This window comes from Pseudomonas sp. R4-39-08, from assembly GCF_003852275.1.
In the GTDB taxonomy this organism is placed as follows: Bacteria; Pseudomonadota; Gammaproteobacteria; order Pseudomonadales; family Pseudomonadaceae; genus Aquipseudomonas.
Genome location: NZ_CP027733.1, coordinates 2,476,547 through 2,496,174, shown reverse-complemented (window position 1 = coordinate 2,496,174; position 19,628 = coordinate 2,476,547). Strand labels below are relative to the sequence as shown.

The window sequence follows — 19,628 nt, the reverse complement described above, 5'->3', positions numbered from 1 at the left end:
ACACCTCATGCATCGCTATTCATTGATCGTTGCCACCCTGTTGCTGCTGTTCAGCCAATGGACCTTCGCCGCGTATCGCATCGGCGTGAGCATCGCGCGGGTCGACGATAACTTCATGACCTACGTACGCACCGGCCTTGAAACGGCCGCCAAACAACAAGACGTGCAGATCCAGTTCGAGGACGCCCAGGGCGACGTGGTGCGTCAGCTCAACCAGGTCGAAGGGTTTCTCAACCAGAACGTCGACGCGGTCATCGTGCTGCCGGTGGACACCGCCGCCACCGCCAACATGACCCGCGCCGCCGTGGCCGCCAACAAGCCATTGGTGTACGTCAACCGCCATCCGGACCAACGCACGCTGCCCAAGGGGGTCGTGACCGTGGCGTCCAACGATATCGAAGCCGGGCAATTGCAGATGCGCTACCTCGTGGAAAAACTCGGCGGCAAGGGCAACGTGGCGATCATCATGGGCGACCTGGCGCAAAACGCCACCCATGACCGCACTGAAGGCGCCAAGCAGGTGCTCAAGGACTTTCCCGGGATCAAGATCGTCGAGCAGCAAAGTGCCGAATGGCAACGCAGCAAGGCCATGGACCTGACCAGCAACTGGCTGCTGGCGGGCACACAGTTCGATGCGATTGTGGCCAACAACGATGAAATGGCGATTGGCGCGGCCATGGCTTTGCAGCAGGCCGGCAAGGCCAAGGGCGAAGTGGCGATTGTCGGCATCGATGGCCTGCCCGATGGCTTGGCGGCGATCAGGCGCGGCGTGCTCACCGCCTCAGTGTTCCAGGACCCCAAAGCCCAGGCGACTCAAGCGGTACAAGCGGCGGTGCGGATGATCAAGGGCGAGCCAATCGAGTCAGAGGTATGGGTGCCCTTCGAACTCATAAAACCCGAACAGGTAGCGGTGTTCGAACAACGCTACAAATAGCCTGGAATATAGAGAACCCATGTGGGAGGGGGCTTGCCCCCGATAGCGGAGTGACAGATACCGATGTACTGACTGACTCACCGCCATCGGGAGCAAGCCCCCTCCCACACTTTCAGTCCAAGTCGCTCGCACTATGGCGCTCGGCCAACTGATCATCGCCGGACACCCGATTCACCCGCCGCCCGCGCTGCACCGCCGGCCGTGCATCAATCGCATCCGCCCAACGCATGACGTGCTCGTATTCATGCACCGACAGAAACTCCGCCGCCCCATACAACCGCCCTTTGACCAACCCGCCGTACCAGGGCCAGATGGCGATGTCGGCGATGGTGTAGGCGTCCCCGGCGATGTACTCGCTCACCGCCAGGCGCTTGTCCAGCACATCCAGCTGGCGCTTGGCCTCCATGGCGAAGCGATTGATCGGGTATTCCATCTTGCTCGGCGCATACGCGTAGAAATGCCCGAAGCCGCCGCCCAGGTACGGTGCGCTGCCCATCTGCCAGAACAGCCACGACAGGCATTCGGCACGGGCGGCAGGTTCGGTGGGCAAAAACGCGCCGAATTTCTCGGCCAGGTACTGCAGGATCGCGCCCGACTCGAACACGCGAATCGGCGCAGCGCTGCTGTGATCCATCAACGCCGGAATCTTCGAGTTCGGGTTCACCGCCACGAAACCGCTGCCAAACTGGTCGCCGTCACCGATCTTGATCAGCCAGGCGTCGTATTCGGCACCGGTGTGCCCGAGCGCCAGCAGCTCTTCGAGCAGGATCGTGACTTTCTGCCCATTGGGCGTGGCCAGGGAATACAGCTGTAACGGGTGCTTGCCGACCGGCAGTGCTTTTTCATGGGTAGCGCCGGCGATAGGCCGGTTGATGCTGGCGAAGGTGCCGCCGCTTTCGGTGTCCCAGGTCCAGACCTTGGGGGGTACATAGTCAGACATGCTCGGTGCTCCTCGGGGCGCTTGCGATCAACAAAGGGTTTTAGACTAAACCAAAGACGCGTGGCGCGTCACACTGGTGTCCCCGTCTTGCCCTGGCACCTGCACACGCAGGGCGATGAGCAAGGCTGCGAGCAACATCAACACACCCGCACCGATAAACACCCCGCCAATGCCACTGAAGCTGAACATCAGCCCGCCGCCGGCAGCGCCCGCCGCGATGGCCGATTGCACCGACGCGACCACCATGCCTCCGGCACTTTCCGCCTGGTCCGGCACCGCACGCGCGACCCAGTTCGACCACGCCACGGGCACGCCGCCAAATGCCATGCCCCATAGCGCCAGGAGCATCGCCTGGCCCGGCAGTGACGCCGGCAACCAGACCAGCGCCAGTGCCGCGATTGCCACCAACACCGGCATTAACACCAGTGTTGTGCGTGGGCGGCGCACCAGCAGCCACCCGGCGAACAGCGTGCCGGCGAAGTTCGCCACGCCGAACCCCAGCAGCATCAGCGCCAGCCCCTCGGTATCGACCCCGGTGGTGCTTTCCAGGAACGGCCGGATGTAGGTGAACAGTGCGAAATGCGCGGTGTGCACCATTACGCAGCCGAACATGCCGATGGCGATGCCGGGGCGCTGCAGTACGTCCAGCACGGTGCGCAGGCGCGCGGTGCCATGGGGTGCCATGCGCGGCAGGGTGAATGCCTGGAACGCCAGGGTCAGCAGGCCGACGGCGGCCGCCGCAATAAACGCACTGCGCCAGCCGTACAGGCCACCCAAATAGCTGCCCAGCGGCACGGCGACCACGGTGCCCAGCGCGATCCCGCTGAAAATGATCGACAGCGCACGGGGCAAGGACGCCGCCGGCACCAGGCGCATCGCCACTGCAGCCGCCATGCTCCAGAAACCGCCGAGGGCGATGCCCAGCAGGATGCGCATCAACAACAGCACCGTCAGGCTGGAGGACAATGCCACCAGCAGGTTGGAGGCGATCATCAGCGTGGAGAACCCCAGCAGCACGACGCGCCGGTCGATACCACGGGTCAGCCCCGGCACCAGCAGACCGGCGAACAGCGCCACCACCGCCGTCACCGTGACGGCTTGCCCGGCCAGCGCCTCGGTAACGCCCAGGTCCAGGGCCATCGGTGTCAACAAGCTGGCCGGCAAGTACTCCGCCGTGAGCAGGCCGAATACCCCCATTGCCAGGGAAAATACCGCCAGCCAGGCTGGCTCTGTCACAACGCCCGCAGGCGTATGGGCTGCACAATCAGTCATTGCAGGTCTTCCTCAAGTCATTGGCGAGGCGCTCAGTCTAGGTAGGCCGGCCAGGATGATCTATGATACAAAGCCTTGAGTTTTTAACCGAAACCCCGAGTATGACTTCAGTGGACGCATTCACCGCTTCTTCCGAGCTGATCAACGAATTGCTGCGCGGCATGCGCCTGCGCGGTGTGCAGTACCGGCGCATCCAGGCCGGGCCCACCTTCGGCATGGGCTTTGGCGCCCGGCCGGGCCACGCCTATTTCCACTTTCTCGCGGCCGGCCGCGCCACGCTGCGCACCGAGGACGGCAGCCTTTTCGCGCTGTCGGCCGGCAATGCAGTGTTCATCTCCCACGGCGGCGCGCACGCGCTGTTATCCGCAGCGGATGCCGTCGTGCAGGACATCGACCATTTCGACAGCGCACCGTTGGGGGATACCGTGTGCGCCGTGAATGCATCACCCGATACCGTCCCCAGCCTGGTGTTGTTCAGTGCGTGCATGGAGTTTGAGCTCGGCAGCCTCCAGGGGCTCGGCAACCTGATGCCGGCCCTGATGCTGATCGATGCCGGCGGCCAGCGTTACCCTGGGCTGATGCCGATCCTGGCAGTAATGGAACGCGAAATGTCCACGGCACGCGTAGGCTTTGCTGGCATTCTTGCGCGCCTCGCCGATGTGGTGGCGGCGATGATCGTACGCGGCTGGGTCGAGTGCGCCTGTGGCAACGCCTCGGGCCTGGTGGCCGCATTGCGCGACCCGCGCCTGGCCAGCGCCCTGCTCGCCTTGCACCAGCAGCCGGGCCACGACTGGAGCGTGGCGGAACTGGCCGCCCAGTGTCATACCTCGCGCTCGGTGTTCGCTGACCGCTTCCAGGCCGTCCTCGGCATACCGCCACTGCGCTACGCCACGGAACTGCGCATGCGCCTGGCCAGCCAATGGCTGACCCTGGAACGCATGCCCATCGAAACCGTGGCGCAACGCCTGGGTTATACCTCCCAGGCGGCGTTCAGCCGTGCCTTCAAGCGCATCACCGGGCAGCCGCCGGGGGCGGCCAGGCGTTCGGCATGAAGGCCTGGAACAGCACGCGGTCTCCATAAACACCACAGTTGAACAGTGGCGCCTGGCCTAGACCCAGCCACCATCCACGATAAAGTTCTGCGCCGAACACATCGCCGAGGCATCGGAAGCCAAAAACAGCGCCATATTGGCGATATGCTCGGGCATCACGCTGCCCGGCAGGCACTGGCTGCGGGCGATCAGCTCGCGGGCCGCGTCGTCCACCCACATGGCCAGTTGTTTTTCCGTCATCACCCAGCCCGGCACCAGGGTATTGACGCGGATGTGATGGGGGCCTAACTCCCGCGCCAGGCCACGGGTCATGCCGTGGGCGGCGGCCTTGCTGGCGGCGTACACCGGGTAGCCGGCGGAGGCCATCATCCAGCCGACCGAGCCCAGGTTGATGATCGAGCCGCCACCGGCCTGTTTCATCATTGGTACCACGGCCTTGGCGGCAAAGAAGGCGTGCTTGAGGTTGACCGCAATCAGCCGGTCGAACATTTCCGAGTCGATTTCTTCCAGGGTATGGCGTACATCGTTCGCCGCGTTGTTGACCAGCACCGTGATCGGGCCGAGGGAATGCTCGAAACGCCCGATCGCCGCGCGGTAGCCGATCTCGTCGGTGATATCGCAGCATTCGAACTCAACGCTATGCCCGTTGGAGTTCAACAGCGCGGCCAGGCGTTCGCCCTGGCTTTGGGCGCGGTCCACGAACGCCACCTTGGCGCCCTGGGCGGCGAACGCCCGCACCATGAACTCGCCAATCCCGGAAGCCCCGCCGGAGATCAATACGGTCTTGCCCTTGAGGTCGGGATACAGGGCCTGCTGAGTACTCATAACGTGATGCCTCGATCAATTAGTCTTATTTTATTTTACGAAATCGGCGTTAAAGGCTATAAATTCGCTGTCTCAATCATGAAATATCGCACATTAGTAGAACTATTCAATCCAAAAACAACAAAAGGAAGTTCGACCATGAAGCACCCTCGATACCTGCTGTCCGGCCTGGCAATGTCCATGTTGATCGCCAGCGGCGGCGCCCAGGCCGCAGGCCTGACCAGCGAACACAAACCCTTCGGCAAAACCAATGACGGCACCGCCGTCGAACAATACGTGTTGCGCAACAGCCATGGCATGCAAGCCACGGTGATTACCTACGGCGGTGTGCTGCAATCGCTGAAGGTGCCGGACAAACACGGCAAGGTCGACGACGTGGTGCTGGGCTTTGACGACGTACAAGGCTATCAAGGCGGTACCGCGTTTTTCGGCGCGACCATCGGCCGCTTCGGCAATCGCCTGGCCGGCGGTGCCTTCGAACTCGATGGCAAACGCTACCAGGTGCCGCTCAACGACGGCCCCAACTCGCTGCATGGCGGCGCCCAGGGCTTCGACAAGCAGGTGTGGCAAGCCAAGCCGGTCAAGGACAAGGACTCGGTCGGAGTCACCCTCACCTACCTGTCCAAGGACGGTGAAATGGGTTTCCCCGGCAACCTGAAAACCGAAGTCACTTATCGCCTCAACGACAAGAACGAACTGCACATCGACTACAAGGCCACCACTGACAAACCGACCGTGCTCAACCTCACCAACCACAGCTACTTCAACCTGGCTGGCGCGGGTAATGGCGATATTCTCAAGCAGGTCGCCACCTTGCATGCCAGCCATTACACACCGGTGAATGCCACCCTGATTCCCACCGGCGAACTGGCGCCGGTCAAGGGCACGCCAATGGATTTCCTCAAGCCTACCGCCATCGGCCAGCACATCGAGGAGGATCATCCGCAGCTCAAGTTCGCCGAACCGAAACAGGGTGGGTTCGACTTCAACTGGGCGCTGGACACCAAGGGCGACGTGAAGCAACTGGCGGCCGAGGTGCATGATCCTGAGTCGGGGCGGCGTTTGCAGCTCTACACCAGCGAACCTGGGGTGCAGTTCTATACCAGTAACTTCCTGGACGGTTCGGTGAAGGGCAAGGGCGGCAAGACTTACCAGCACTGGAGTGGGTTCACCCTGGAGACCCAGCATTTTCCAGATGCGCCTAACCAGCCCAAGTTTGCCTCGACCCGCCTGAATCCCGGGCAGACCTACACCCAGAACACCATCTTCAAGTTCACCGCCAACTAAAACCCTACATTGATCGTTCCCACGCTCCGCGTGGGAATGCCACCTGGGACGCTCCGCGTCCCGATTCAGAAGTGGACGCAGAGCGTCCCGGGGTGCATTCCCACGCAGAGCGTGGGAACGATCAGGTTCAGCGTTGTTTCATGCGGTCGATGACGACGGCCAAGAGCAGGATCGAGCCGCGAATCACGTATTGGTAGAAGGTATCGATGTTCTTCAGGTTCATCGCATTTTCGATAATCGCCAGGATCAATACCCCGGCGATCACATGGCGGATCATGCCGATACCGCCACTCAACGACACCCCACCCAGCACACAGGCGGAAATCACCGTCAGCTCGAAGCCCTGGCCGATCATCGGTTGGCCGGAGGTCATGCGCGAGGCAAGGATCACCCCGGCCAACGCGCCGATCAAACCGTGCACGGCGAAGATCAGGATCTTGGTGCGATCCACATTGACCCCCGCCAGCAACGCCGCTTCCGGGTTGCCGCCGATGGCCATGGTGTTGCGCCCGTAGGTGGTGTAGTTGAGCAACCAGCCGAAGAACAGGAAACACACGATGGTAATCAGGATCGGTACCGGCACGCCCAACAGCTGGCCGTTGCCGAACACGAAGAACTGATCCTGGGACACGCCCACCGCTTTGCCGTCGGCGAAGATATAGGCCAGGCCACGCACGATCTGCATGGTTGCCAGGGTGGTAATCAACGCGTTGACCCGCAGCTTGGCGATCACGATCCCGTTGATCAACCCCACCATCAGGCCCATCAGCAGCGCCGCGCCGATGCCGAGCATCACGCTGTCGGTGTCGCGCATCACAATCGCCGCGACCACGCCGGCGCAGGCAATCACCGAGCCCACCGACAAGTCGAAATGCCCGGAGGCCAGGCAGAACAGCATGGTGCACGCCGCAATGCCTACCGTGGAAATCGCCAGGCCCAGCCCGCGCATGTTCAGCGGCGAGAGGAAGTTATCGATCAGCAAGGCACACAGGACAAAGATGCCCACCGCGGCCAGCAGCATCGCCCAGTTGTCGAGCAAGGCGCGCAGGTCGAGGGGTTTGCGTGCCGAGGGCAGCGCGTTGTTTTGAGTGGTCATGGTCGTCTCTCAGTTCGCCAGGCCGCGCGGCAAGGCCAGCTGCAGCAGGTTGGATTCAGTCGCGTGTGCGCGCAGTTGTTCACCGCGCAAGGCGCCTTCGCACAGCACCAGGATGCGGTCGGAAATGCCCATGACTTCCATCAGGTCGCTGGACACCACGATCACCGCAATGCCTTGCGCCGCGAGGTTATGGATGATCTGGTAGATCTCGGCCTTGGCGCCGATATCGATGCCACGGGTCGGTTCGTCCAGCAGCAGCACCTTCATCGGCATCGACAGCCAGCGGCCGAGGATGGCTTTCTGTTGGTTGCCACCGGACAGGTACATGATCTTCTGCGCCGCGTTCGGGGTCTTGACCTTCATCGCCTTGATCTGGTGGTCGGCGTTGCCTTTCTCCCAGCCATCGCGTAACAGCCAGCCGAACGCAGAATGCGCGCCACGGGCACTGATGTTGATGTTTTCGGCGACGCTGGACAGCGGAATGATGCCCTCTTTCTTGCGGTCCTCGGGGCACAGCAGCACCCCGGCGGCGATGGCATCGCGAGGTGAGCGCAATTGCAGCGGCTCACCGCACAACTCCAGGCTGCCGGCACTGGCACGCTCCAGGCCGCTGAGCAGTCGGAACAGTTCCGTGCGCCCTGCCCCCACCAACCCGAACAGGCCGAGGATTTCCCCTTTGCGCACCTCAAAACTGATCGGCTCGCGCAAGCCGGGGCCGAGCAGGCCGTTGACCTTCAGGGCGACTTCGCCGTGCTCGCGCGGGCGGTAGTCGTAGATGTCCTGGATATCGCGGCCGACCATGCAGGTCACCAACTGGTCGTGGTTCAGCGCGCTCATGTCGTCGAAGGTGCGCACGAAGCGGCCGTCCTTGAACACCGTCACCGCATTGCAGATACGGAACACCTCCTCCATGCGGTGGGACACGTACAGCACCACTTTGCCCTCATCGCGCAGGCGCGTGATGATCGCCATCAAGCGATCGATCTCCCGCGCCGAGAGGCTGCTGGTCGGTTCATCGAAGGCGATCACATGGGCGCCACGGGACAACGCCTTGGCGATTTCCACCAGTTGGCGCTGGCCCAGGGACAGGCGCCCGAGCTTTTCCTGGGGGTCGATTTCGTCGGCCAGGCCCTTGAGGCACGCCAGCGCCTGCTGGCGCAGCAGGCTGCGGTTGACCACGCCAAAACGCGACGGTAAATGCCCGAGGAACAAATTCTCCGCCACGGTCATTTCCGGCACCAGGTGCAGTTCCTGGTGGATCACCGCGACGCCGCTGGCAATGCTGTCGGCGGCGCATTTGAAGGCCATGACTTGCTCGCCGATCTGCACCGTGCCGGTGCTGGGAATATAGGCGCCGCCGAGGATCTTCAGCAGCGTCGACTTACCCGCACCGTTCTCGCCCATCAGGGCATGCACTTGCCCCGGATGGGCGGTGAAGCTGATGCCGTCGAGCGCCTTGACCCCAGGGAAGGTTTTGCCGATACCGTCAAAACGCAGGGCCGCAGCGGTCATTTCCACAGCCCGATCTTGGTCAGTTCCGCCTGGAAGTTCTCGCGGGTGATCAGGGTCACTTCGTCCATGGCGGTGTACTTCGGCGGTTCAGTGCCTTTGGTGACCCACTCGTACATCATCAGCGCGGTGTTGTAGCCCTCGATATGCGGGCTGGGCAGCATCGAACCGAAGAAGCCGCTGTTGGCCTTCTTCAATTCACCGATGGCGTCGGTGCCATTGATGCCGATGCCGATCACATTAGCCGCCGCGAAGCCGGCGCTTTCGGTAGCACGTACGCCGCCGAGCACGGTGTTGTCGTTCATGCCGCCGATGATCAGGTTTTTTGCGCCGCTGGGCAGCTTGACCAGCGCCGAGTTGGTGGCGTCCATGCTGCCTGGCACGTCGAGGGTTTTCAGCGCGGCGGTCAGGATGTGGTCCTTGGGAATGCCGGCTTCTTCCAGGGACTTGATCGAGCCGTCGGTGCGTTTCTTGCCGGTGTCGAGTTCGTTGAAAGTGTTGATCACCGCATAGGTGTCCTTCCAGTCCCAACCGCGTTTTTTCGCTTCGGCGGCCATGGCGGCGCCCTGCTTCTGGCCCACTTCGAAGGCGGCCATGCCCAGGTACGGCACGTCCTCCATGAAGTTGCCCTTGGCATCGACGAAACGGTCATCCACCGCAATCACTTTCAAGCCGTTGACCTTGGCCTTGGCGACGATGGCCGGGCCCAGGGACACGTCCGGCGGGCAGATCACGAAGCCCTTGGCACCGTTGGCGGCCAGGCTGTCGATGGCCGAAAGGGTTTTCTCACCGTCGGGCACGGCGATCTTGATCACGGTAAACCCGTGTTCCTTGCCGGCTTTTTCGGCGAAGGCCCATTCGGTCTGGAACCAAGGCTCTTCGGCCTGCTTGACCAGAAAGCCGATCTTCACTTCTTCAGCAGCCAGCAGCAGGCCGCTCAAGCTCATGGCCGAGACCGCCACAGCGGCGCAGCACAGGGAACGCAAACCACGACGACGATTCATACGGGTGACTCCTTGTTGTTGTTTTTGAATATTCGTTTTTCGGTTTATCCGGCGAAGCGGTGACAGGGCTTGCCTGGCACCTCGACCTCCAGGCTCAGTACCGCACCGTCCAATGGGTGATCCAAGGGGCTGGCGGCGCTGGTGATATACAGGGTGGTCAGATCAGGCCCACCAAACACACAACTGGTGGGGCGGCTGACGGGCAGTTCGACGATGCGGTCCACCTGCCCTTCAGGCGTCAGGCGCAGCAGACAACTGCCGTCCCAGCGCGCATTCCAGATGTAGCCCTCACTGTCCATGGCCGAACCGTCCGGCCCGCCGCGTTCGTGCGGGCCGAACCACACCTGTGCGGGTGCAAGCTGGCCATCGGCGTGGATCGAATGCTGATAGAGCGTGCCATCCATACTGTCGCCAAAGTGAACCTGGCTACCCTCCTCGTTCCACAGCAAGGTATTGGGAATGCCCAGCCCGCTCAGCAGCGGCGTGACCGTCGCATCGGCGTCGATACGAAACAGCCCGCCGGAGCGCCGCGTGATGGGCAGGTCTTCGCCGTGGGCGCCGATGTTGTTCTGCATGGTGCCCAGCCACAGTCGGCCCTGGGCATCGCAACGGGCTTCGTTGCCGCGGTTACCCGGTTGCGGGTCGGCCACGCACAGCAAGGTGAGGGCTTCGGTGTTCAAGTCCAGCCGGTACACACCGCTGCTCAGGGTCACCAGCGCATCCCCGCTTTCGCAGGGGATGAACGCCGAGACGTGTTCGGGTAATTGCCAGACTCGCAACTGCCCGTCCATCAGGCGCAGGGCCTGGCGGGCGGCGATATCCACCCAATACAGGGCCTGGGACGGAGCATCCCAGAACGGCCCTTCGCCCAACCGGGCACGGTGCGGGGTGACTGCGCTCAACGACATGAAGCCTCCGGATGACTTACAGGGATTCTCGGGACGGCGCGCCATCCACCAGCCGCTGGATACGCAACGGGTTGGCGTTTTTCAGCGCGTCGGGCAGCAGGCTATCAGGGTAGTTCTGGAAGCACACCGGGCGCAGGAACCGATCGATGGCCAAGGTGCCGACCGAGGTGCCACGGGCATCGGAGGTGGCCGGGTACGGCCCGCCGTGCACCATCGAATCGCAGACTTCCACACCGGTGGGGTAACCGTTGAGCAGGATGCGCCCGACTTTCTGTTCCAGCAGCGGCGTCAGCTCGGCGAACTGTTGCAGGTCAGCCGGTTCGCCAATGATGGTGGCGGTCAACTGCCCGTGCAGGCCGTGCAAGGCGGCGCTGAGCTGGGCCTGGTCGGCGACTTCGACGAACACTGTGGTCGGGCCGAACACCTCTTCCTGCAGCACTTCATCGCCGTCGATCAACAGGCGCACATCGGCCTTGAACAACTGCGGCTGGGCCTGGTTGCCCGATTGGGCGTTGCCCGCCAAGTGCTCGATACCGGGGTGAGACAGGAGCTTTTCCAGGCCCTTGCCGTAGCTGCCCAAGGTGCCCGCGTTAAGCATGGTTTGCGCCGGTTGCTCGCCGATCAGCTTCGCGACCTGTTGCGTGAACGCGGTGAACGCTGGGGACGTGATGCCGATCACCAGGCCAGGGTTGGTGCAGAACTGGCCGCAGCCTTGCACCACCGAGGCGGTCAGGTCGCGGGCGACGCTGTCGGCGCGGGCTTGCAGCGCCTGCGGCAGCACGATGACCGGGTTGATGCTCGACATCTCGGCAAACACCGGGATCGGCTGCGGGCGCGCCGCCGCCATATCGCACAGGGCACGGCCGCCCTTGAGCGAGCCGGTAAAGCCGACGGCCTGGATCGCCGGGTGCTTGACCAGCGCTTCGCCAACACCGCCGCCGAAGATCATGTTGAACACGCCCGCCGGCATTTCGGTGGTTTCGGCAGCGCGGATGATCGCATCGGCCACCTGCTCGGCCGTCGCCATATGCCCGCTATGGGCCTTGAATACCACCGGGCAACCGGCTGCCAGCGCAGCGGCGGTATCACCGCCGGCGGTGGAAAATGCCAGCGGGAAGTTACTGGCGCCGAACACCGCGACCGGGCCCAGGCCGATGCGGTATTGGCGCAGGTCCGGACGCGGCAATGGCTGGCGATCCGGCAGCGCTTTGTCGATACGCGCGCCGTAAAAATCACCGCGACGCAACACCGTGGCGAACAGGCGCATCTGGCCGCTGGTACGCCCACGTTCGCCTTTGATGCGCGCCGCCGGCAAGGCGGTTTCTCGGCAGACCAGTTCGACGAAATCATCGCCCAATGCGTCCAGCTCGTCGGCAATCGCATCGAGAAATTGCGCACGGCGCGACGCGCTCAAGGCGCGGTAAGCCGGGTACGCGGCGGCGGCTGCTTTGGCGGCGGCATCCACCTCCTGCGGGGTGGCCTGGTAGAACGCCTGGGGCAAGGCTTCGCCGGTGGTGGCGTCGACGCTCTGCAACTGGGTGCTGCCGTTGGCACTGCGCTGGCCGCCGATGTAGTTGTGACCGAGGAACTGGGGCATGGGGCTCTCCTTTAAAGGGTAATGACGTTGCCGGGTTCGAATGCCGCATCACTGCTGCCGACACGGTTGACCAGCGGCGCGCCGAATTCAGCCTGGGTAATCTCGAACACATCGCCTTCCTGGGTACGTATACCGTCGGCAAATGACAGCGTGGCGGTGCCGAAGAAGTGGATGTGCACATCGCCGGGCTTGAGGAACTGGCGGTATTTGAAGTGGTGGTATTCGAGGTTTTCCAGGCTGTGGCACATATTGGCCTCGCCGCTGAGGAATTCGTTCCGCCAGATTTCCTCACCGTTACGCAGGATGCGGCTGGTGCCTGCCAGGTGCTGGGGCAACTCGCCCACGCGCAGTTCCGGCCCGTAGCTGCAACTGCGCAGTTTGGAATGGGCCAGGTACAGGTAGTTCTTGCGTTCCATCACATGGTCGGAGAATTCGTTGCCCACCGCAAAGCCCACACGGTAGGGCTTGCTGTCCGGGCCGATCACGTAGAGGCCACCGATTTCCGGCTCTTCGCCGGCGTCTTCGGCAAACGGCGGTACCGGGAACGCGGCGCCGGGGCGCACCACGGTGCTGCCGTCGCCTTTGTAGAACCACTCCGGCTGCACGCCCGCCTGCCCGGCGGCTGGCTTGCCGCCCTCAACGCCCCATTTGAAGATGCGCATGGTGTCGGTCAGGGCGGTGTCGTCACCGGCCTGGTGCATTTTGTCTCGCGCCGAGGCGCTGCCCAGGTGAGTCAGGCCGGTGCCGCTGATCAGCATATGGGCCGGGTCCGGGTGGTCCAGCGGCGGCAGCACCTTGAGCTCGGCCAACAACGCGGCGTAGTCGTGGCTGTCGCCCAGGCCAAGGCTGTCCACCTGCTGCTCCAGGCCGACACCGGCTTCGATCGCGGCCAGGGCCAATTCACGCACGCTGCGCGCCGCCTGGACTTCGCGCAGCTGTGTGCCTTCCACTACGCCGACGCGGCGTTCGCCGTTGGGCAACTCGAACTGAACTAAACGCATGCCATTTCTCCTGAATTAAGTACGTGTGGCGCCACGGGCACTGGCGGCGAATTGGTCGGCGGGCAGCACATGCTTGCGTTCCAGCAGGCGGTAGACCACCAGGGTCAGCACCAGCCCGAACAGCATCACACCGGATAGAAAGTACAAACCCGAGGCCAGGTTGCCGGTGTATTCCTTGAGCGCACCGATCACGAACGGGCCGATGTAGCCGCCAAGGTTGCCCACCGAATTGATCAACGCGATACCGGCCGCCGCACTGGCACCGGCGAAGAAGCGGCCCGGCAAGGTCCAGAACACCGCCGTGCAGGAAAACATCGCGAACGCCGCCAGGCACAGCGCTGCCATCTGCAGCACCGGCACACTGAGCCAGGCGCTGAAGAACAGGCCGATGGCGCCCAGTACGTAGAGCACGGCGAGGTGGCCGTAACGGTCATTCAAACGGTCGGAACTGCGCGGGATGATCAGCAGGCCGATGATGCCGAAGATGTAAGGCACGGCGGAGATGAAGCCGGTGGTGAGGTCACTGCCGCCAAATTGCTTGATCAAGGTCGGCAGCCACAGACCCAGGCCGTAGATGCTCAAGGTCACCGGCAGGTAGAACAGCGCCAGCAGCAACACGCGCTTGTCCTTGAGCGCATGCAGCGGGTTGCCGTGGCGGGTCTGGCCGTAGGCTTGCAGGTCTTTATTGAGCTCACCGGTAAGCCAGGCCTTTTCTTCCTCGCTCATCCACTTGACTTGTTTAGGGCCGTCCGGCAGGTAGCGCAGCACCGGCCAGGTGAGCAGGATCGCCGGGGTGCCGATCACGATGAACAGCCACTGCCAGCCGTGCAGGCCCAGGGTGCCGTCCATGCCCAGCAAGCCGCCGGACACGGGCCCGGTGATCATCATCGCGATCGGTTGGGAGAGGATGAACAGCCCGAGGATCTTGCCGCGATGGCGCACCGGGAACCATTGGGTGATGTAGTACAGCACGCCCGGAAAGAACCCGGCCTCGGCCGCGCCGAGCAGAAAGCGCATCACATAGAAGCTGTGCGGCCCTTGTACGAAGGCCATGCCGATGGTGATGGTGCCCCAGGTGATCATGATGCGCGCGAACCAGCGCCGCGCGCCGAAGCGGTCGAGCATCAGGTTGCTGGGAATCTCGAACAGGAAGTAGCCAATGAAGAACAACCCCGCGCCCAAGCCATAGGCCGCATCGCCGATGCCGACGTCGGCGCCCATGTGCAGCTTGGCGAAGCCCACGGCGGAACGGTCCACATAGGCAATCAGGTACAGCAGGATCAGGAAGGGAATCAGTTTCAGCGTGATGCGCCGAATAAGCCGCAGTTCCTGGCTCATGGGGGTCGATCTCCGATTGTTGTTTTTATAGAAGCTCGGGGGACGCCTCTCGCGAAAATCCGCCAGGGTCATACCTCAGTTGAGAAAGACTATATAGTAGGACTATTTGCAAAACAACTCTTCCAAAGCTTCGATTTTGCGCTTATGTTTAAGCACGCTCAGAACATATAGTCATACAATAAGAGAATCGATCATGTCTGATAAAAAGCCCGGCCTACGCTCCGCCCAGTGGTTCGGTACTGCCGACAAGAACGGCTTCATGTACCGCAGCTGGATGAAGAACCAGGGCATTGCCGACCATCAGTTCCATGGCAAGCCGATCATCGGCATCTGCAACACTTGGTCGGAGCTGACCCCGTGCAACGCGCATTTCCGCCAGATCGCCGAGCACGTCAAACGCGGTGTGATCGAAGCCGGTGGCTTCCCGGTGGAATTCCCGGTGTTCTCCAACGGCGAATCCAACCTGCGCCCCACCGCCATGCTGACGCGCAACCTGGCGAGCATGGACGTGGAAGAAGCGATTCGCGGTAACCCGATCGATGGCGTGGTGCTGCTCACCGGCTGCGACAAAACCACCCCAGCCCTGCTGATGGGCGCCGCCAGTTGTGATGTGCCGGCCATCGTCGTCACCGGCGGGCCGATGCTCAACGGCAAGCACAAGGGCCAGGACATCGGCTCGGGCACGGTGGTGTGGCAGCTCAGCGAACAGGTCAAGGCCGGCACCATTACCCTGGATGATTTCCTTGCAGCCGAAGGCGGCATGTCGCGCTCGGCAGGTACCTGCAACACCATGGGCACCGCGTCGACCATGGCCTGCATGGCCGAGGCCCTGGGCACCTCCCTGCCCCACAACGCGGCGATTCCGGCAGTGGATGCACGGCGTTATGTGCTGGCGCACATGTCGGGCATGCGTGCAGTGGAGATGGTGCGCGAAGACTTGAAACTGTCGAAGATCCTCACCAAGGAAGCCTTCGAAAACGCGATCCGGGTGAACGCGGCCATCGGTGGTTCGACCAACGCGGTGATCCACTTGAAAGCCATCGCCGGGCGCATCGGCGTCGAGCTGGACCTGGACGACTGGACCCGCATCGGGCGTGGCATGCCGACTATCGTCGACCTGCAACCCTCGGGGCGCTTCCTGATGGAAGAGTTTTACTATGCCGGCGGCCTGCCCGCCGTACTGCGCCGCCTGGGCGAAGCCAACCTGATCCCCCATCCGAATGCCTTGACCGTCAACGGCAAAACCTTGGGCGAGAACACCAAGGACTCACCGATCTACGGCCAGGACGAAGTGATCCGCACCCTCGACAACCCGATCCGCGCCGACGGCGGCATCTGCGTGCTGCGCGGCAACCTGGCGCCGCTGGGTGCGGTGCTCAAACCGTCTGCCGCCAGCGCCGAGCTGATGCAGCACCGCGGCCGCGCGGTAGTGTTCGAGAACTTCGACATGTACAAGGCGCGCATCAACGATCCGGAACTGGACGTGGATGCCAACTCGATCCTGGTCATGAAAAACTGCGGGCCCAAGGGTTACCCAGGCATGGCCGAAGTCGGCAACATGGGCCTGCCGGCCAAATTGCTGGCCCAGGGCGTGACCGACATGGTGCGGATTTCCGATGCGCGCATGAGCGGTACCGCGTATGGCACGGTGGTGCTGCATGTGGCGCCGGAAGCCGCAGCGGGCGGGCCGTTGGCGGCCGTGCAGGAAGGTGACTGGATCGAACTCGACTGCGCCAACGGGCGCTTGCACCTGGACATCCCCGACGCCGAATTGGCATCGCGCATGGCCGATTTGGCGCCGCCCGAGAAGCTCATCGTCGGCGGCTATCGCCAGCTGTACATCGACCATGTGCTGCAGGCCGACCAGGGTTGCGACTTCGACTTCCTGGTGGGCTGCCGTGGCGCCGAAGTCCCACGGCATTCCCACTAATTGGGATGCTATGATGCGGCGAATTTAAGCCAGAGCCTGCCCGTCGTTATGGATCACCAGCCGCCCAAGCCACGCAAGAGCATGCATGCCCAGATCGTTCAGGACTTGGGCATGCACATCGTTTCCGGGCGCTTCAAGCCGGAAGAAAGACTGCCCATGGAAGCCACGCTGTGCGAGGAATACAAGGTCAGCCGTTCGGTGTTGCGCGAGGCGACGCGGGTGCTCAGCGCCAAGGGCCTAGTGTATTCCAAGCCTCGGGTGGGCGCCGTGGTGCGGCCGCGCTTGAAGTGGCACCTGCTCGACCCGGACGTGCTGTCCTGGTTGATGCAGTCCACGCCCCACAGCGAGTTTTTCAACACGCTGGCCGGGGTGCGGCGCATCCTCGAACCGGAAATCGCCGCCATGGCCGCGACCACCGCCACCGATGAAGACATCGCCACCATCGAAAAAGCCTACCAGGGCATGGAAACGGCCAAGACCCACGACGAGCTGTTGCAGGCCGACCTGGACTTCCACCGCGCCATTGCCGACGCCACCCGCAACGACCTGCTCGCCTATATGTGCAACATGCTTTCGCTGCCGTTGCGCGAGTCGATCAACATCACCAACCGCCGCCCGGATATCCAGGGCCTGAGCCTGCCCCGGCACAAGGCGATCCTCACCGCGATCAAAAACCGCGACGCACTGGGCGCGCGGCATGCATCGTTGGTGCAGTTGGATGACACGCGGGTGGCGCTGGACACGGTGATGAATGTGTTGACGCCGCTATAAGCCGTGTCGACGCTCAGTCCGGCAATCGCACCTTCATCGCGTCGACATTACGGCTGACTTGACCGGAAGTTGGGAAAATTGCGGGTGCTGCTTGACGAAGGTTCTTAGCGACTGTTCCTGGCGGTCTACAACGCATATGCCAATGCTGGGGTAATCCACCGTGCAGGTCGCCAGCGCAAGAAATCCGCAGTTTTTCACGCCATAGATCGCAGCCGGGCGCGCAGCGAGCGGGCAACCGTAGGTCATTTCGCCCACGTAATTGATTTGACCAGTGGTCACGGTAAAGCGCAGGGGTTTTGAATAGGGCCCCATCACGCCGCGACGCGAGCCAAGGTCGCTGACTTCATAAGTGCCCGCAGGCAACCATGCCGAGTAGTAATCCTTAGGACCCCAGCCATAATCCTTGCCGGTGTCCACGTTGCGAAAGTTCATCCAGGTGCCATAAGGCCCGCCCTGGATCAACGCCCCGACGACAAGACCGGCGTTGTCGGCAGAATAGACTGTGGAATCCAGCGCCATTTCGGGTGGCAATGTCGAACAGGCGCTCGCCAACGCCGAGATCCCGATCACAAACAACTTATTTATCGTGTGCATTCAATCCTCGTTCCATCGAAAAAAAATCAAGTTTGCCAGTATGATGCGACATTTATCACCCTCGGCGTTAAGGACGACCCCTTCCATGAGTAATTTTTTTGCCGGCCGCATGCTCGGCGCGACGCTTTTCGCCGTGATGCTCGGCGGCTGCAGTGTGTCGGGCACTTACCCGGATGCCACCGAGCCGGATGCTGCCAAGCTACGGTTTATCAGCGACACGAGCAGTGCCACGCTGAGCGTGATGGATGCGCAGCATTGTGATGGGCAAACCACCGGCATCCTCAACAACCTGTTCCTGGCCAACACCCGTAGGCGGGCCGACATGTCGATGCCGCCGGCCTCCGAAAAAACGCCTTACCTGGAAATCCGGCTGCCCCCGGATAAAGAGCTGCTCCTGCACTTGAATACCCAAGGTACAGGCTCAGTGTGTGGCATGGCGTTCACCCTCACGCCGCAACGCGGTGCGGAATACGAAGTGACGTTCAATCGCGCCGGCAGCCAGTGCGTGACCATGCTTAAACGCCTGCACTCGGTAAAAAACCAAGTAGTGCGCTCACCGGTCCCGCTGATCAATAAAGGATTACCTGGCTGCGCAGGTGCTAACGCGCTGTTTCCCGTGCCCCCCAAAGGTCTTCCGGCCACCCCGGAACGTGATGCCCTGGTCGAGCAGATTATCTCGCCGAGCATCATCGCGGAAATGAAACCCCAAACCGTTGCCGTCAACGACAGCGCGCGGGCCGAGGCCATTGAGCTGGTGGTCAACAAGCGCAAGGGAGAGATGAACCTTGATTTGCCGGATGCCTATTGGACCCAGTATCGCCAGAACATCGCCAATTACCTGGCTCAAGCCTACGGCGTAAAGGCCGAGGCGCTCGAGCGATACAAGGTTGAGTACCGTGCGCGCCTCTCCCGACTGGATACACCTACGCTGAAAACGCTGGTGCCCGATACCCCGGCAACCGACCTCACTCAGGCATTGGCCGTCAACGGCGCGATGCTGCAGTACTACCGGCAGTTGAATGGATTGCTGGAGAAAGAAGCAATGGCCGACAACTGGGCACACATGGCCGAATTGGATAAGCGTTATGGCGTGTGTGAGCGGTATGCGCAGTGCTGGCAGAATTGAAGGATCTGACGACGCCTTGTGAAACTTAGCGCCAAGGGCTTGGTGTATGCCAAGCCCGGATGGGCGCGGTGGATCAGTCACAGCGTCATCGGTCGGTCTACCGTCATCGGGGCATAGGTATCTACACAACTTTGGCGTAGCCCTGAACCTGTGGCGAGGGAGCTTGCTCCCGTGGCGACCTGGCGGCCTATAGCTATCTGACTGATGCTGCGCGATCCAAATGTGGGAGGGGCGGTGCGACGATTTGACTTGCTCCCGATGGCGGCCTGACAGCCGACCAGGATGCTGGATCAGGGCGAGTACATATCCGTTGCTGCGGTAACGGCGGCTTAGGGTTCCGCCCTTACGGCGTCTCACTTTTGAAAAGCGCAAAAGTAAGCAAAACGCTCTTGCCCCACCACTCGGCACCTCGCTTAGGCTCGGTGTGCCCGTAATCCGACAGTG

17 protein-coding genes are annotated in these 19,628 nt (G+C 62.4%); 6 read left to right on the top strand and 11 right to left on the bottom strand.

Features of this window, described 5'->3' with window-relative positions:
• Window positions 1-7: 7 nt before the first annotated feature.
• A complete protein-coding gene (locus tag C4J88_RS11500) occupies window positions 8-934 on the top strand; it encodes a sugar ABC transporter substrate-binding protein (RefSeq protein WP_124406964.1) in 927 nt (308 codons plus the stop codon).
• Between the two features lie 112 nt (window positions 935-1,046).
• On the opposite strand, the gene yghU is transcribed toward C4J88_RS11500, so the two are convergent.
• Both yghU and C4J88_RS11490 read right to left on the bottom strand, forming a co-directional pair.
• The gene (yghU, locus tag C4J88_RS11495; protein WP_124406963.1) at window positions 1,047-1,874 is read right to left on the bottom strand and encodes a glutathione-dependent disulfide-bond oxidoreductase; all 828 of its coding nucleotides are present in this window, start codon (window positions 1,872-1,874) and stop codon (window positions 1,047-1,049) included.
• 45 nt (window positions 1,875-1,919) lie between these two features.
• Window positions 1,920-3,146 carry an MFS transporter gene (locus C4J88_RS11490; RefSeq protein WP_124406962.1) on the bottom strand — a complete coding sequence of 409 codons (1,227 nt, stop codon included), beginning with the start codon at window positions 3,144-3,146 and terminating at the stop codon, window positions 1,920-1,922.
• A gap of 101 nt (window positions 3,147-3,247) precedes the next feature.
• Here C4J88_RS11490 and C4J88_RS11485 point away from each other — a divergent pair, with 101 nt between their 5' ends.
• Window positions 3,248-4,198 carry an AraC family transcriptional regulator gene (locus tag C4J88_RS11485; RefSeq protein WP_124406961.1) on the top strand — a complete coding sequence of 317 codons (951 nt, stop codon included), beginning with the start codon at window positions 3,248-3,250 and terminating at the stop codon, window positions 4,196-4,198.
• Between the two features lie 57 nt (window positions 4,199-4,255).
• Here the strand turns inward: C4J88_RS11485 and C4J88_RS11480 are convergent, their stop codons facing one another.
• Window positions 4,256-5,023 carry an SDR family NAD(P)-dependent oxidoreductase gene (locus C4J88_RS11480; protein ID WP_124362478.1) on the bottom strand — a complete coding sequence of 256 codons (768 nt, stop codon included), beginning with the start codon at window positions 5,021-5,023 and terminating at the stop codon, window positions 4,256-4,258.
• 138 nt (window positions 5,024-5,161) lie between these two features.
• Here C4J88_RS11480 and C4J88_RS11475 point away from each other — a divergent pair, with 138 nt between their 5' ends.
• Window positions 5,162-6,310 carry an aldose epimerase family protein gene (locus C4J88_RS11475; protein ID WP_124406960.1) on the top strand — a complete coding sequence of 383 codons (1,149 nt, stop codon included), beginning with the start codon at window positions 5,162-5,164 and terminating at the stop codon, window positions 6,308-6,310.
• A gap of 127 nt (window positions 6,311-6,437) precedes the next feature.
• Here the strand turns inward: C4J88_RS11475 and araH are convergent, their stop codons facing one another.
• The 7 genes from araH to C4J88_RS11440 are packed head-to-tail and all read right to left on the bottom strand — an operon-like array spanning window position 6,438 to window position 14,763.
• Window positions 6,438-7,406 (bottom strand): L-arabinose ABC transporter permease AraH, encoded by a 969-nt coding sequence (araH, locus tag C4J88_RS11470; RefSeq protein ID WP_124362476.1) that lies wholly within the window; start codon window positions 7,404-7,406, stop codon window positions 6,438-6,440.
• Window positions 7,407-7,415: 9 nt separating this feature from the next.
• Entirely contained in the window at window positions 7,416-8,918 is a 1,503-nt protein-coding gene (gene araG / locus C4J88_RS11465; RefSeq protein WP_124406959.1) for an L-arabinose ABC transporter ATP-binding protein AraG, read from the bottom strand.
• On the bottom strand, window positions 8,915-9,919 hold the full coding sequence (locus C4J88_RS11460; protein ID WP_124406958.1) for a substrate-binding domain-containing protein: 1,005 nt from the start codon (window positions 9,917-9,919) through the stop codon (window positions 8,915-8,917). The genes araG and C4J88_RS11460 overlap by 4 nt, the downstream gene beginning before the upstream one ends.
• A 44-nt stretch (window positions 9,920-9,963) precedes the next feature.
• The gene (locus C4J88_RS11455; RefSeq protein WP_124406957.1) at window positions 9,964-10,827 is read right to left on the bottom strand and encodes an SMP-30/gluconolactonase/LRE family protein; all 864 of its coding nucleotides are present in this window, start codon (window positions 10,825-10,827) and stop codon (window positions 9,964-9,966) included.
• A 16-nt stretch (window positions 10,828-10,843) separates the two neighbouring features.
• A complete protein-coding gene (locus C4J88_RS11450) occupies window positions 10,844-12,424 on the bottom strand; it encodes an aldehyde dehydrogenase (NADP(+)) (RefSeq protein ID WP_124366718.1) in 1,581 nt (526 codons plus the stop codon).
• Window positions 12,425-12,435: 11 nt separating this feature from the next.
• A complete protein-coding gene (araD1, locus tag C4J88_RS11445; RefSeq protein ID WP_124366717.1) occupies window positions 12,436-13,425 on the bottom strand; it encodes an AraD1 family protein in 990 nt (329 codons plus the stop codon).
• A 15-nt stretch (window positions 13,426-13,440) separates the two neighbouring features.
• Window positions 13,441-14,763: an MFS transporter gene (locus tag C4J88_RS11440; RefSeq protein WP_124362470.1), complete on the bottom strand. Its 1,323-nt coding sequence runs from the start codon at window positions 14,761-14,763 to the stop codon at window positions 13,441-13,443.
• Between the two features lie 193 nt (window positions 14,764-14,956).
• On the opposite strand from C4J88_RS11440, the gene C4J88_RS11435 reads away from it, so the two are divergent.
• Both C4J88_RS11435 and C4J88_RS11430 read left to right on the top strand, forming a co-directional pair.
• Window positions 14,957-16,693: an IlvD/Edd family dehydratase gene (locus C4J88_RS11435; protein WP_124362469.1), complete on the top strand. Its 1,737-nt coding sequence runs from the start codon at window positions 14,957-14,959 to the stop codon at window positions 16,691-16,693.
• A 48-nt stretch (window positions 16,694-16,741) separates the two neighbouring features.
• Window positions 16,742-17,464, top strand: coding sequence for a FadR/GntR family transcriptional regulator (locus C4J88_RS11430; RefSeq protein ID WP_124406956.1), 723 nt, complete (start codon window positions 16,742-16,744; stop codon window positions 17,462-17,464).
• Between the two features lie 33 nt (window positions 17,465-17,497).
• On the opposite strand, the gene C4J88_RS11425 is transcribed toward C4J88_RS11430, so the two are convergent.
• A complete protein-coding gene (locus tag C4J88_RS11425) occupies window positions 17,498-18,058 on the bottom strand; it encodes a hypothetical protein (RefSeq protein WP_124366716.1) in 561 nt (186 codons plus the stop codon).
• Between the two features lie 85 nt (window positions 18,059-18,143).
• On the opposite strand from C4J88_RS11425, the gene C4J88_RS11420 reads away from it, so the two are divergent.
• Window positions 18,144-19,184 carry a hypothetical protein gene (locus C4J88_RS11420; protein WP_124406955.1) on the top strand — a complete coding sequence of 347 codons (1,041 nt, stop codon included), beginning with the start codon at window positions 18,144-18,146 and terminating at the stop codon, window positions 19,182-19,184.
• Window positions 19,185-19,628: the final 444 nt, after the last annotated feature.